The organism is Gemella sp. GL1, from assembly GCF_013415365.1.
In the GTDB taxonomy this organism is placed as follows: domain Bacteria; phylum Bacillota; class Bacilli; order Staphylococcales; family Gemellaceae; genus Gemelliphila.
The window spans coordinates 69526-83577 of sequence record NZ_JACBYB010000007.1; the positions used below are offsets into that span (position 1 = coordinate 69526).

Annotated in this window: 13 protein-coding genes and 2 tRNA genes; 4 read left to right on the forward strand and 11 right to left on the reverse strand. The window is 29.3% G+C overall.

The window, feature by feature from the left end; all coding sequences use genetic code 11:
* Nucleotides 1–30 precede the first annotated feature (30 nt).
* Nucleotides 31–186 (reverse strand): SE1561 family protein, encoded by a 156-nt coding sequence (locus HZY82_RS00405; RefSeq protein ID WP_167753229.1) that lies wholly within the window; start codon nucleotides 184–186, stop codon nucleotides 31–33.
* A 433-nt stretch (nucleotides 187–619) separates the two neighbouring features.
* Here HZY82_RS00405 and HZY82_RS00410 point away from each other — a divergent pair, with 433 nt between their 5' ends.
* From HZY82_RS00410 to HZY82_RS00420, 3 genes are all read left to right on the forward strand, one after another.
* The gene (locus tag HZY82_RS00410) at nucleotides 620–811 is read left to right on the forward strand and encodes a hypothetical protein (RefSeq protein ID WP_135156586.1); all 192 of its coding nucleotides are present in this window, start codon (nucleotides 620–622) and stop codon (nucleotides 809–811) included.
* Nucleotides 812–838: 27 nt separating this feature from the next.
* On the forward strand, nucleotides 839–976 hold the full coding sequence (locus tag HZY82_RS00415; protein WP_167753228.1) for a protein phosphatase: 138 nt from the start codon (nucleotides 839–841) through the stop codon (nucleotides 974–976).
* A gap of 419 nt (nucleotides 977–1395) precedes the next feature.
* Nucleotides 1396–2523, forward strand: a complete 1128-nt coding sequence (locus tag HZY82_RS00420) for a peptidylprolyl isomerase (RefSeq protein ID WP_135156584.1) — start codon at nucleotides 1396–1398, stop codon at nucleotides 2521–2523.
* A gap of 22 nt (nucleotides 2524–2545) precedes the next feature.
* Here HZY82_RS00420 and mutM read toward each other — a convergent pair whose 3' ends face one another.
* The 4 genes from mutM to HZY82_RS00440 form a co-directional block, all read right to left on the reverse strand.
* Nucleotides 2546–3403, reverse strand: a complete 858-nt coding sequence (gene mutM, locus HZY82_RS00425; RefSeq protein ID WP_135156582.1) for a DNA-formamidopyrimidine glycosylase — start codon at nucleotides 3401–3403, stop codon at nucleotides 2546–2548.
* Nucleotides 3404–3519: 116 nt separating this feature from the next.
* The gene (locus HZY82_RS00430) at nucleotides 3520–5541 is read right to left on the reverse strand and encodes a glycosyltransferase family 39 protein (protein WP_135156580.1); all 2022 of its coding nucleotides are present in this window, start codon (nucleotides 5539–5541) and stop codon (nucleotides 3520–3522) included.
* A 114-nt stretch (nucleotides 5542–5655) separates the two neighbouring features.
* Nucleotides 5656–6597, reverse strand: coding sequence for an HD domain-containing protein (locus tag HZY82_RS00435; protein ID WP_135156578.1), 942 nt, complete (start codon nucleotides 6595–6597; stop codon nucleotides 5656–5658).
* 68 nt (nucleotides 6598–6665) lie between these two features.
* Nucleotides 6666–7016: a YlbF family regulator gene (locus HZY82_RS00440; protein ID WP_179938350.1), complete on the reverse strand. Its 351-nt coding sequence runs from the start codon at nucleotides 7014–7016 to the stop codon at nucleotides 6666–6668.
* Nucleotides 7017–7156: 140 nt separating this feature from the next.
* On the opposite strand from HZY82_RS00440, the gene HZY82_RS00445 reads away from it, so the two are divergent.
* Nucleotides 7157–8020, forward strand: coding sequence for an NAD(P)-dependent oxidoreductase (locus tag HZY82_RS00445; protein WP_179938352.1), 864 nt, complete (start codon nucleotides 7157–7159; stop codon nucleotides 8018–8020).
* Between the two features lie 166 nt (nucleotides 8021–8186).
* Here the strand turns inward: HZY82_RS00445 and HZY82_RS00450 are convergent, their stop codons facing one another.
* The 6 genes from HZY82_RS00450 to HZY82_RS00475 all read right to left on the reverse strand — a co-directional run bounded on the left by HZY82_RS00450 (nucleotide 8187) and on the right by HZY82_RS00475 (nucleotide 14041).
* A complete protein-coding gene (locus HZY82_RS00450; protein WP_135156574.1) occupies nucleotides 8187–9074 on the reverse strand; it encodes a phosphate/phosphite/phosphonate ABC transporter substrate-binding protein in 888 nt (295 codons plus the stop codon).
* 130 nt (nucleotides 9075–9204) lie between these two features.
* A tRNA-Cys gene (locus tag HZY82_RS00455) sits at nucleotides 9205–9275 on the reverse strand.
* An 11-nt stretch (nucleotides 9276–9286) separates the two neighbouring features.
* A tRNA-His gene (locus HZY82_RS00460) sits at nucleotides 9287–9362 on the reverse strand.
* 85 nt (nucleotides 9363–9447) lie between these two features.
* Complete coding sequence (locus HZY82_RS00465) at nucleotides 9448–10755, reverse strand: isochorismatase family protein (protein ID WP_179938354.1); 1308 nt, start codon at nucleotides 10753–10755, stop codon at nucleotides 9448–9450.
* A 142-nt stretch (nucleotides 10756–10897) separates the two neighbouring features.
* Complete coding sequence (gene secD / locus HZY82_RS00470; RefSeq protein ID WP_135156572.1) at nucleotides 10898–13195, reverse strand: protein translocase subunit SecD; 2298 nt, start codon at nucleotides 13193–13195, stop codon at nucleotides 10898–10900.
* A 9-nt stretch (nucleotides 13196–13204) separates the two neighbouring features.
* Entirely contained in the window at nucleotides 13205–14041 is an 837-nt protein-coding gene (locus HZY82_RS00475; RefSeq protein WP_179938356.1) for an HAD family hydrolase, read from the reverse strand.
* Nucleotides 14042–14052: the final 11 nt, after the last annotated feature.

Sequence of the window (14052 nt, forward strand, 5' to 3'; positions counted from 1 at the left end):
TAAGAAAAAAAGCCCCTGTTGGGACTAATTTTATTTAATCGTTTTTATCTCAGTATCTAGCTCTTCTAATAAAGCTATTAATCTATCAACTTGTGTTAAGTCAACACTTTCAGGCTCAATGCTATCTAGTTCATTAGCAATGTTTTCAAATTTAGTTTTTAATTCTTCTAAAATATTAGCAGACATAATAGACTCCTTAATTGTTCTTAATTTCATTATATCAAACCTTATTAATCAAAACAACCATAAACAACCTCAACTTAGTAAATATAAGTAGTTTTATAAAAATATAAAAATATAAAATTTTAAACGACATCTATTAAACTTAAAAATCCTAATTAAAATTATATATCCTGCTCGGATTTTAATTAAAAAATAAAAAACTTAACTTTTTATAAGTTATAACGTATAATATAATTATAAAGAAAGGAGGTGAAAAATAAAGATGAGTAATCTTAGAAAGATAAGATCTAGACGAAAGAAAAAAGAACAAGACAAATTGAAAGTAATAGGTTTTTTACAATTTATAACTGTATTACTTCAATTAATAACAATTGTTTATTTACTAATAACATTCATATTACAATTGTATATAATATTTTTCAAATAGGAGATTTGTATGAAAACAAGTGATGCACAAAAAAGAGCTAGCGCTAAGTGGGATAGTAATAATAGACAAAAAAAGAATTATATAGTGAAAAAATCAACAGCTAAAAGTTTTATAAAAGTTGCAGAAACAGAAGAAGAATTAAGAGAATTAGAGGACTTAATTGAAGAAAGAAGAAAAAAATTAAAAAAACTTTATAAATAAGCAGGCAGGTTGCAGAAAGGAGACAAAATGGAAAACGAAATGAACTTAAGTGAGTTGTTAAAAGAATTAGCCGAAGAAAACCAAACAAGAAAAATACTTGAAATCTTAAAAGAAAGCGAAAGTTTGGAAGAGGCTATAAAAAAAATAGAAGCCTTATTAAAATAAGACTTCTTACAAAATAAAAATTTGCAGGTGGTACTTGCCACCACCTGTTAGATTTATTATAAAACAAAGTCAAGAAAAAGGCAATAGTTATGAGAAAAGAAATAGAAGAACTTTTAAACAGTGATATTACAGTGTACAAAATTTCAAAAAAACTGGCATATCAACTAAAAGTATTTATACGTTAAAATCCGGTAAAAGAAATATCGGAAATTTAACTTTGGATACAGTTGAAAAATTATATGAATTTTATTTAAAAAACTTCAACAAAAGCCCTAACCTTATAGTTAATATAACTTATAAAGTGATTATAAAACAAATAACATATTTGCGTCATTCTCTAATATTATCACTTTTAATTGAGTTTACATTAGATATATGATATAGTAGTTAAATATACTCAAATTAAGGAGAATTAAAGTATGAAAAAGCTAAAAAAATCTTTATTACCAGGCCTTTTAGCAGGAGCTTTAGTAATTACTGGATGTTCAGCTACTGGCTTAACTAATGGAGATGTTTATATCTCTACTAAAGATGGAGATATTACACAAAAAGAAGTGCTAGAATTTATGGGGGAACAAGATATTTCTAAAGTTGCCACTGAGTTAGTTATGCAAAAAGTACTTCTAAGCAAATATAAAGACAGAATTGATGAGAATACTATTAATACTCAAATTTCTGAATTAGAACAACAACTAGGTGGAAAAGATAAACTTGAGGCTGCACTTAAATCTCAAGGAACTAGTCTTGAAAAATATAAAAATAGATTAAAACTAAATTTTGCTGTTCCTTACATGATTTTAGATGCTAAAGGAATTGATGACGCTAAAATCGCAGAACAAGCAGAAAAAGAAAAAAGTCAATACAATTTAGCTCACATCTTAATCACTGTGAAATCTGATGCTATTCCAACTGGTGTTAGTGATGAAGAAGCTAAAGCAAAAATAGATGAAGTAAAAGCTAAATTAGATTCCGGTGCAAATTTTGCTGAATTAGCTAAGGAATATTCTACTGATACATCTAACTCTTCTAATGGTGGAGAATTAGGTTGGTCATCTAAAGAGTCAACACCTTTTGTCAAAGAATTCGCAGATGTAGCTTACAATACTGAAAAAGGCAAATACTCAGATATAGTTAAAACTCAATTTGGTTACCACATTATCAAAGTTTTAGATACTAAAGAAGTTTCTATTGATGAAGTTAAAACTCAAGCAGTTCTAAGTTTAGCACAGAAAGCAATTGCAGAAAATCCAAATATATATACTGATGCAATTAAAAAACTATTTGAAGAATACAATGTAAAAGGTAATACTGACGCTGTTAAAACTTACTTAGAAAGTATGTTATCAGCAGGATCTAATCAAGCTGCTGCTCAATTGGCAGCACAAGCACAACAAGAACAAACAAGTTCTACAGAATCGGGTGCTACTTCTACATCAAACCAAACACAAACAAGTGTTACAGAATCAGCATCTACAACAAGTCAAGTACAGACAAGCCTTGCTCCAAGTGCAACTAGTGTAACTACAGTAGCAGTAAGCTCTAATTAAAAAATAGACTGGATAATCCAGTCTATTTTTTTTGGCATTGAGGACAATAATGACTTGACCTTGTTTTTATTATTAAATTCTCAACTGTATGCCCTAATGGACACACTTTTTTTCCATATATTTTATGGAAATTTTGCATATTACCCTCACTTCCATCAGAGTGAACATAATCTGATATTGTAGAACCACCTTGCTCAATACTAAATTCTAGCATCTTTACTAAGGACTTAAATAATCTAACTTTTTCTTCATGACTTAATTCACATGCTAATTTTTCTGGATGTATTTTTTCTTGATATAGAATTTCACAAGCATATATATTTCCACACCCACAAAATACACTCCCCTCTAATAAAAGAGCTTTTATCTTCTGCATACAGTATCTTTTGCTATCTAGTTTTTCCATAAAGTGATCTAAAGCATGTTCAGAAAATGGTTCCGGGGCTAAATTATTAAAAGGCTTGAATTCTTCTATATTATCTACAAATCGTAATTCTCCAAACCTACGAATATCAGAATATACCAAGAGTTCTCCACTATCTAATTTAAAAATAAGGTGCCTGTGTTTATTATAATTTTTATTTTTAATTTCATCAATACTATTAACCACAAAATATGCACCAGTCATTCCAAAATGAGTAATCATATATCCCTTGTCTAAAATAAAATATAAATATTTCCCTCTTCTTTCTAATGAAAGAATTTTTTTATCTATAATATTTTCTTTAAAATATTTCAATTTTGACTTAACTAAAGCATATCTAGCTGCTAAATGTGAATTTATTACAAGTTCTGAAAATTTTACATCTAATATTCTTTTACCTACTACATTAGGCTTTAAACCTATTTTTATATTTTCTACTTCTGGTAATTCAGGCATAATATACCTCCTATAAATTTCTCATAATTATATCATAAAAATACTTATAACTAAATTATCACTATCTAAAAATATCTCTAGGATAAATAAAAAATGACAGCATAAAGCTATCATTTTTAGTACCACCATAATTTTTCATATTTGCGACCAATTTGCAGTGCCAAATCCTTCTTTTGTTGATCTTCATTGTTGATATACAGTCTTCCAGGTTCATACATATCTATCATTTCATTAGGAACTGCAGATATAACAATTGAACCATTGTTTTCATTTTCTATCTGACTAAATCTTACACTATAGTCACCTGGAGGTAAATCATCAAAGTACCACCTCATTGTATATGTTTGTAGTGGTAATTCCCAATACAATTCTCTATACATAAAAGTTTTTTCTCTTAGCACATTTCTATCTTTATCTAGAATTTCTACCTTATACTTAGAGTTATTGGATTCATCATAAGATGAAATGTAGGCTCTTATATAATTATATTTCATAGTAGCCTTGTAAGTTTGTTCTACAATATTATCTTTATTCACCCTAACTATTCCATCTCTTAAATAATTATCAGTAGCATAGATTGAAATACCATTAATTACCCTAGAGTCATAATCTAAATTCATAGAATATGTAGGTCTTAAGAAGGAATCACTCACTATCTGTATAGAAAAAACAAAAGCAAAAGCTACTAACAATTTTTTCTTATACTTATTTAACCTAGCTATCTTGTTATTTTCAGTAAATATTACTAGACCCTTTATTGCTAAGATAAATATTATAGGCATCCAAGAAAATACATACCTTGGCTTAGCTTCCCAGATAAGGTGGAACATAAATACTCCAAAAATTATAATTTGAAGTAAAAATACTGATGTAATATATTCCTTACGACGTTTATACATATAATAAACCATCATAAATATTATTACTGCATAAAGCAGCTGTGATATATAGATGAAGAATGAATTATTAGAACCATAAAATAATTGCCATAAAAATCCATCTCCATCACGGAGTGCTCTAGTACCATTTGTATAATTTATTGTTCCATCTGACCAATTACCTCTAATTTTCAATAAGAAGACTAAGAGATTTAAGAAAATTGGTCTATTAAGAATTCTATTTAGGAATAAAGATAAGTCATCTGCAGATTTATTTTGACTCAAATATGTAAACTGAAAATCTTGCCAATTGTAAGATCCACCCTGAATACTCATTCCCATCATAACCCAATGTAACATTGGGAATTTATAACCGTCATCTTGGAAGAATCCATAATAAGTCCATAAAGAATCAAAGGCTTTTCCAAAAAGAATAAAGCTAACTCCAAAACTTACTAAAAATATTAGTAATTTGCTGTACCATTTGAAGAATAATAAATATATTATCAAGGCAGGTACTACAATAATAATATTAGATCTTAAGTTCCAGGCAAAGGCAATAATTATAGCAACTGCCACTAAATGCTTAGTTCTAAAAATAAAACTTCCGTCCGATGGAATAAGCACATATATTATTAAAGCAACTAAAACTACCATAAAGGTATCTGAATAGTAAAATAAACTATACATTTGAAATGGAATATATGCGAGCATTAGTAGTAATAATAATGTTTGCTTATTTTTATTAAATAACTTACCACCTGCTTTATAGGTAAAATACATTGCTAGACTTGTAACAATAAAACAGAATATATGTAAGGCCCATACATGTGAAATATGTAAGAAATTTGCTATTCTATAAATCCAATATAGGATTATCGTCGGATTTATATTATTAGGATAAACTAAAAAATATCTCTCTCCAGAAAATTTACCGTAATTAAGCATATAGTGGGCTTCATTTTCAATTTCTGCTCCGTCAGAAAAGTTTAAAGTATCCATGGATAATATTAAGGCTTGGAAGCTCAAATATATAGCTATTATCCACCTAGTATATATTTTTAGCTTACCATCATCTGCTGCTAATATTTTTTTGGCAACAACCACTGCTAAAATTGCCATTAAGGGAATTCCTAATAAAAGCACTACAGGATTAAGTATTCTTTCATAAACAAAAGGGGACACACATATCCAGGTAAGTGCTATTGCAAATAAGGAAATAAATGCATAAGCGAAAATGTTGTGTAATATTCTCCTCACTATTCTACTCCTTAATTTTATTTATAATATAATTAATTTATTATATCATTACTTAGAATTTCTAGCAATAAACATAATAAAAATGCTTAAAGAACTTTCCTTAAGCACTTTTTATTATTCTTTGTCAAACTTTGTTACATAGAATTGACGATTTTCTAAACCAAATATTCTTTCAGAAAATGTTCCCGGTTCAAGCTTACTTAAATTTTTGTCAAACATTTGCATACGTGCGTCTATATTATCAATAAAGTTTAGAATTTCTGCTTCCTTAAGCATTGGGCGTTTAGGAGAACCAAATTCTAACTGTCCATGGTGGGATAAAACTAGATGGCGAAGCAATACAATCTCTTCCCCATCTATTCCTAATTTTTCTGCTGCTCTTACTATTTCATCAGAAATAATAGAAATATGTCCTAATAACTCTCCTTCTAATGTATATGTTGTTGATATAGGTCCAGATAATTCTACAGTTTTTCCAACATCATGAAGAATTACACCTGCATATAATAGATCTTTATTTAGACTAGGATAAATTTCTATTAATGACTTAGCAATTTTCAACATAGTTACTGTATGATAGATTAAACCAGAATAAAAATCATGATGCATTGACTTAGCAGCCGGATAAACTACAAATTCATTCTTATATTTTTTCAAAATTTCTGAAGTAATTGCCTTTAGTTTGGGATTTTCTATATCATTAAGATAAATATTTAAATCTGCAATCATTTCTTCTTTAGCAAGTGGTGCTGTTTGAATAAAATCTTCAATATTTAATTCCTCATGTTCTTCTTTTAATCTATAAGAATTTACTTTAAGCTGAATCTTCCCTCTATAGTCATTAGCCAGTGCGCTTATATGAATTAATTCACCTATTTTTAAATTATCATAATCTTCAGGCTTTACCTCCCAAATTTTTGCATCTACTGATCCTGTTCTATCTTTTAATACAAGGGTTAGAAAATTTTTCCCATTAGATGCTGTTCCCTTTATAACTTGATCCAATAAAAAAAATTGATTGATATCCATACCACTTTCAAATTCACTTATATACATAGTTTCTCCTCTATTTATCTAAAATTAGCACCTTGAAGATATCAAGGTGCTTTTATTATAAAATAATATTATTTTTCGTATTTTGTAAATAATTCCTCTAATGGCTTAAAGATTGTTTTTTGAATATCTTCCATTGTGATTTGTAATCTTTGTTGTGCATGAATTAATGCTGAGACATTTTCATCAGCTACTAATTTAGTTTGTAATTCTTGGAATTTAGCCATTGCTTCTTCATTTGGCTCTTGACCTGTATTCATTAATTCCATAAATTCATTTTGAGTTGAAATAAATTCCTTATATAAATTTTTAGACTCTTCATTTTTATCTAAGTTTTGGAAAGCTTTCTCCACTGCTGTATAATTTTCATCATCTCTTAGTGCTCTCTCTAATTCATTTGCTTTATCATATAATTTTGTCATTGTAATTATCTCCTAATGTTTTTTACTATTAAAATTATAACACATATAAAAAATTTTTTCCTAGAAAATATCCTACTTAACTTGACCAAGAAAGAAATTAATACTAAAATGTAGTTAAATAATTATTAAGGAGCTGATTTATGAAAATAGCATGGATTGGTATTGGTGTTATGGGAGAATCTATGGTTAAACACCTTATTAATAAAGGTCACGAACTATTTGTCTATAACAGAACTGAGAGTAAATGTGACAATGTTCTTGCTCTTGGAGCTAATAAATTAAAAAAAATCGAAGATGCACCTTTAATGGCTGATTTAATTTTTACTATGGTGGGATACCCAAAAGATGTGGAAGAAGTTTATTTAGGAGAAAATGGTCTTATAAAAAATGCTAAAAGTGGACAAATCTTTGTAGATATGACTACATCATCTCCAATATTGGCTGAAAAAATAAACAAAGAATTTTTAAAAAAAGAAGCCTATACTCTAGATAGTCCTGTAACTGGTGGAGATATAGGTGCTAAGAATGGAAGTCTTACTGTTTTCGTGGGTGGAGATAAGTCTATATTTGAAAATAAAGTTAAAAATGTTATGACTGCTTTTTCAAGAACTATTGAATATTTTGGTCCTGCTGGTAAAGGACAGTACGCAAAACTTGGTAATCAAATCGCTATCGCGTCTACTATGATTTCATTAGCAGAATCATATATGTTTGCCAAAGAAACCGGTCTTGATCTAGAAAAATTTCTAGAAACAATTTCTACTGGGTCTGCTGGCTCATTCTCAATGACTTCTTATGGTCCTAGAGTTTTAAAAAAAGATTTCAAACCAGGATTCTTTACTCATCACTTTATTAAAGATATGAAACTTGCATTAGAAGAATGTGAAAGATCAGGTATAACACTTCCTGGATTAGAGCTATCCTACACAATCTACAATGAATTATCTGATGAAATCAAGTATAATGAAGGTACTCAATCAATAGTTAAATATTATGAAAAATAATTTCTTTTAAAATAATCTAGAAAATTAATCTTCCGATTATTTTTAGTGATGAGTTATTCTTGATTAAAGTTTAATAAAGAATAAATTTCAGAATTGCTTAATTAAATAATATTAATGCTATAAGATTTCAAAGAGAACCTAAAGATTAATCTTTAGGTTCTCTTTATTATTTAACTTTTTCTAGGTCTACTTTCATTGATTTAGCAGTTTCTTCTACTTTAGTATAGGCATCTTGATCTATCTCTTCAAATCCAGTAATTGAGAATAAATCTCCAAATAATTTCATCGTTTCTTCATCTTTTTGGATTTCTAATAAAGCATTTTTAAGTTTAGCTTGCGTATCTTTATCCATATGTTTTGAAGCAGTTACTGTAATTGCAGGAATTAAATCACTTGTAGCAAGAACTTTTACTTTATCTTCTGCATCTGGAAAGTCTTTTTTATATCTTGATAGTGATGTTTCAAAAGTCCCGATTGCATCCACATCTCCATTTAATAGTAATGTAATAGACTTATCATGACCACCTGAAAATTGACTTGTGATATCATTTTCTAAAGATATTCCTTCTTTTACTAATGTAGCTCCTGGATAAATGTATCCAGAAGTTGATGTTGGATCAACAAAGGCTACTTTTTTTCCTTTTAAATCTGCTAATGAGTTTATACCAGAATCTTTTTTAGTAAGAATTACTGACTTATATCCAGTAACTCTATCTCTATTTCTAGTTACTAAGATAGGTTCTGCTTGTGACTGCTGTTTAGCTAATATTGTAGCGAATGGAGGAATAATACCAAAATCAACAGATCCGCTATTAATTCCCTCTACTACCCCCACATAATTAGATGCTACAAAGGCTTCTACCTTAATACCTAATTTTTCACCTAATTTTTCAGCAAGTGGTTTAATATCTTCTACTAACTTCTCACTATTTTTTGTAGGTACAAATCCCATTTTTAAAACTTTTTCTTCTTTTTTGTCTGTACTTGTATTTGAGCTAACACATCCTGTCAGAATTAAAAGACAGCTTGCTAATAGAACAAATAATTTTTTCATTATAAACTCCTCCTAATAAGTTAATTTCAAATTTAACTATATAGTATCATAAGTTCTTATCTTAGTCAATAAAATAATTTTTACTTGTTCGGAAAAAATAAAAAAAGACTGTAGATTACAGTCTAAATTAAGGCGAATACCGGATTTGAACCGGTGATCAAGGTTTTGCAGACCCGTGCCTTACCACTTGGCTAATCCGCCATTATTATAAATGGGGCGACCGAGGGGAATCGAACCCCCGAATGTCGGAACCACAATCCGATGCGTTAACCACTTCGCCACGATCGCCATGTTATTAACACTCTTAATATTATAATAGTATTCCACCTTCTTGTCAATAGTAAAATAAAAAAGGAGATAGAATTTTATCCCCTTATTTAATAACCTTAACACCTAGTGCTTTTAAATATTCTTCAAAACTATCATTGATTTTTTCGTTATTACTCATTGTTGCTGATAAATCCACAACAATTTGAACTTCCTTATTTAATGTCTGTGTTAAAACTATATTACTCAATACGCAAATATTAGATACTAAACCACAAAATTCAACTTCTTTATAGTCACTCTTCTCAATAAATTGAGCAAGCTGTATAGAAGCAAAAACATCTTTTTCAAACACTCTTTTTGCATTTTTAAAATCTTCTTCTAGAGCAGCCACTACCCTATGCCCATCTGTATCTTTTATACAATGTTCAATTGGTAAAAATTTACCTTCTCTTGTTTTCAAATAATCCTCTTCATGTGTATCTAACGTGTAGATTACATCTTGATTTTCACTTCTATAAGTTTTTATTTTTTCCATAATAATCGGTTCTAATGTCTTAGCTTTTTCAAAGCCTAAAGCTCCATCAACAAAATCTTTCTGAAAATCTACCACTACTAATAATTTTTCACTAGTCTTATTTTTATTATTATATTTTAAGAAAATGAAGATAGAAATTATTAAGATGATTACTGAAACACCCATAAAAACATCGTCACGCATCTTAGGTCCTCTAGCATTAGATACTAGGTATGTAGCAATCCCTGCAACTACTAACAAAATTGGTCCTACTACTTTTAAGGTCAATCTAGCTTCTTGCAAAAACTCTTTTCTTCCTAATTTTTTGTATATTTGGTAAATTAGTAATCCTGCTAAACCTAACAATACTAGCATTAATCCAAATTTATGCATGAGATTAAATATATGTTTCCATGATGGCCCTACAATATAACCTAATGTGATAAATGTGAAAACCCAGATAATTCCACCTAATGAAGAATATATATGAAATTTTTTAGAATCCATCTTAGTTATACCTGAAAAATAACCAAGAATATGTCTAACACCAGGTAAATAATATGCAATAAAGATTACTATATTACCGTATTTATTAAAATATTTACTAGCTTGTTTCATTCTAGATTTTGTTAAACCTACATATGGTCCATATTTATCTATAGCCTTAGCTCCTATTCTGCGACCTACTTCGAATGATAATTGCATTCCTAATATAGTTCCTGCTGATGTTGCTAAAACCATAAGCCAATAGTTAGCATGTCCATGATACCCCATAACTCCTGCTAATACCATCATGGTTTCCCCTGGAATCGGTAAGGCAACAAACTCTAATATCATTGATAAAAATAAAATGGTATATACATGCTCCGAAAGTAACCTAAATAGTGTTTCTTCCATTAATATCTCCTTCCTGTAACTCTATCTTATTAATTAAATGTAAAATTACATATATTACTTACATTATAGTATAAATAACATAAAATAACAAACATAAGTCTAATAATTATACATAAAAAGAGGTGCTTCTGCACCTCTTTCATTATACTAATACCTTATCTTTCTCATCACGTTCTGATTTAGGTAATATTACTTCTATTTTTCCTTTTTTCTTAAGTTCTCTTACTTTTAATACTGCCCACAATTGTGCTGCAATAAATAAAGAAGAATATAGTCCAAATACTAAACCAATTAATAAAGCAAGGTTAAATACAAAAATTGCTTTCGAACCAATTGCAAGCATTATTGCTACAGTTATAATAACTGTGATTACAGTGTTAAATGAACGAGTTAATGTTTGTCTTAGAGAGATATCTACAATATTATCAATATCTTCTTTAGTTCTAATAACTTTTTTATGACGCATAAGTTCACGAATTCTATCAAAAGTAACGATTGTATCATTGATAGAGTAACCTACAATAGTAAGAATTGCTGCAATAAATGTAATATCAATTTCTAATTTTAAAATTGAAGCCATGAATATAATAACTGCTACGTCATGAAGTAAGGCTATTACACTGGTTACCCCCATTCTCCATTCAAATCTAAGAGCTACATAGATAATTATACCAATAGCTGCATATGTTAAAGCTGAAATCGCATTCTTAGCTAATTCCTTACCTACTACTGGAGAAACCACACTCAGATTAGCATCTTTTTCATATTTCTTAAGGAAATATTCTTTAATTTCTACTGATTTATCTTGTTCAAAAGATTCTTTAGAATGTACAGTAGCTTGTTTTTTATCTGGAGCAATAATAATTTTCTCATCTTTAACATCTAAAGCTGATATATCCGATTTAATTTCATCAACAGATAGTTCTTTAGAAGCAGATACTACGTCAATACGAGTTCCACTTGTGAAATCAATTCCTAAGTTTAGTTTATTAACAAACATAGATGCTGAACCTGCAAGCATTATAATAATACTTAAAGTAAAAAACACTGGTTTTAATTTAGAAAACTTAATAAAATCATACTTAGTAGGTAAGTCCAATGAATTTATTGGATAGTCTTTAGAATAAACTGCTTTCTTAGAAACTCCAAACCACCAAGTAGCCTTATTGAACACATTTGATGAAACTAATAATCTTAATAATAAACGAGTAGCAAATACTGCTGTTATAAAGCTGACAAAAATTGTAAGTAATAACATGGTCGCAAATCCTTTTACAGAACTTGTCCCAAAGATGAATAAAACTATAGCTGCAATTACAGTTGTAATCTGTGCATCAAAAATAGTCCATAGTGATTGATTAGCACCGATGTTATAAGCCCTCTGTAGCGAATGACCTGCTCTTATCTCTTCTTTAATACGCTCATACATAATGATATTTGCATCTACTGCCATCCCTACCCCAAGTATTATAGCGGCAATCCCCGGTAGTGTTAATACCCCACCAATTTGATTGAAACCTGAAATTACCAGATAGACATATGCAATCAACATTAATGCTGCTACCAATCCTGGCAATCTATAAAAAATTATCATAAATACTGAAATTGCTATTAATGAAATAAGCCCTGCAATTACTGTTTGTTTAAGTGCATCTACTCCAAATTGAGCTCCAACCGAGTTTGAATAAATTTCTGTTAGTTTAACTGGTAGAGATCCCGAGTTAAGTAAAGCCGCCATTTCTTTGGCCTCTTCTAATTGGAAATCCCCTGTTATCTGTACGTCATTTGAGTTAATTGTTTGAATAACTTGTGGTGATGAAATATATTTAGGATTTTCGTTATTAGATTCCAATAGGAATGAGTCTCCTTCTTCATAATCCATCCAAATTACCATTAAATTAGAACCTTTTTCTTTTTTACTAATTTCGGATGTTACATTAGCAAATTTTTCTGCAGATTTTAATTTTAAAGATACACTTGGTTTTTTCAATTCATCAAATGATTGAGTAGCACCATTTTCTTGAAGGTCTGAACCATCTAATAAAATATTATCATCAACATCACGAATAGTTAGATTAGCTTGGGTTGATAAGACTTTACGTGCTGTCGTTTGATCTTTTACTCCAGCAAGTTCAACCCTAATTCGATTACCAGATTCTACGGTAATCACCGGTTCACTAACTCCTAGGATATTAATACGTCTACCTATTGTGTCAGATGTTGCTTTTACAGCATTTTCATCTATTACATCTCCTTCTTTAAGGGGTTCTACTTGATAAAGAACCTCAAAACCACCTTGTAAGTCTAAACCAAGATTTGTCTTTGCTAAACTTGGTTTATATGTTAAAAATATGCTTGTAAAAATTAGTACAAGTAGACTTAAGAAAGAAAAAATTCTACTAAACTTAAGTCTATTTTTTTTATTTCTCTTTTTTTTCATTATATTCTCCTATTTTTCAAGACTTTTCAAGTAATCCTCGACATATTTAATTACTGAAAAATCATTATGCGATCCAATTATTTCATGACAAATTTCCTTCACTTCATCCTTGGCATTTGATGGGCATACCGCTCTCCCTGCTACAGTAAGCATATCAATATCGTTGTAGTTGTCACCAAAAACAACTGTATCCTTGATATCTAAACCGTAATATTGAGCTACCTTTTTAATAGCATTACCTTTACTTGTTCCTTTAGGTGTTAAATCAAAGAAATCAGTTGCAGAAAAGACAGACTCAAGTTCAAACTCCTTACTAATTTCTTTATAAATTTGTAGCAATAAGTCATGGTTAGATGATGTTAAAAGTACTTTAAAACAAGGATCATTATTATTTTTTATATTGGGTATAACATCTTTATCTATTAGCATAGGCGTTTTAAATTCTGGACTAGCATTTTCTTCAGCTTTTAAAATTCTTGCTAAGCTAAAAGAAATTTTATCACAATAAATATAGTTAGCAGTGTAAACATGGAAATCTATACTTCCATCATTCATTTCTGTAAATTTTCTATGAATTATCTCTAACTCTTCTGTAGAAAAAGAATTTTGATAAATCACTTCTCCATTACTTTGATTTCTTATAAATGCTCCGTTACAAGAAATCGTTACATCTCTAAGCCCCATTTGTTGATAGTAATTTCTAACTGCAAGATCAACCCTACCAGTTGCAATAATAAATTTACTACCTGCATCTTGTAGTTTTGTCAATACTTCTTTAGAATTAGGAGCAATTTCTCTATTTGAATTAAGGAATGTCCCATCCATGTCAGTTATAAACCAGTTCATACTTTTTCTTC

Coding starts and splice junctions, on each gene's coding strand:
- HZY82_RS00405 (WP_167753229.1), bottom strand. CDS start 186: ATGTCTGCTAATATTTTAGAAGAATTAAAAACTAAATTTGAAAACATT.
- HZY82_RS00410 (WP_135156586.1), top strand. CDS start 620: ATGAAAACAAGTGATGCACAAAAAAGAGCTAGCGCTAAGTGGGATAGT.
- HZY82_RS00415 (WP_167753228.1), top strand. CDS start 839: ATGGAAAACGAAATGAACTTAAGTGAGTTGTTAAAAGAATTAGCCGAA.
- HZY82_RS00420 (WP_135156584.1), top strand. CDS start 1,396: ATGAAAAAGCTAAAAAAATCTTTATTACCAGGCCTTTTAGCAGGAGCT.
- mutM (WP_135156582.1), bottom strand. CDS start 3,403: ATGCCTGAATTACCAGAAGTAGAAAATATAAAAATAGGTTTAAAGCCT.
- HZY82_RS00435 (WP_135156578.1), bottom strand. CDS start 6,597: ATGTATATAAGTGAATTTGAAAGTGGTATGGATATCAATCAATTTTTT.
- HZY82_RS00440 (WP_179938350.1), bottom strand. CDS start 7,016: ATGACAAAATTATATGATAAAGCAAATGAATTAGAGAGAGCACTAAGA.
- HZY82_RS00445 (WP_179938352.1), top strand. CDS start 7,157: ATGAAAATAGCATGGATTGGTATTGGTGTTATGGGAGAATCTATGGTT.
- HZY82_RS00450 (WP_135156574.1), bottom strand. CDS start 9,074: ATGAAAAAATTATTTGTTCTATTAGCAAGCTGTCTTTTAATTCTGACA.
- HZY82_RS00465 (WP_179938354.1), bottom strand. CDS start 10,755: ATGGAAGAAACACTATTTAGGTTACTTTCGGAGCATGTATATACCATT.
- secD (WP_135156572.1), bottom strand. CDS start 13,195: ATGAAAAAAAAGAGAAATAAAAAAAATAGACTTAAGTTTAGTAGAATT.
- HZY82_RS00475 (WP_179938356.1), bottom strand. CDS start 14,041: ATGAACTGGTTTATAACTGACATGGATGGGACATTCCTTAATTCAAAT.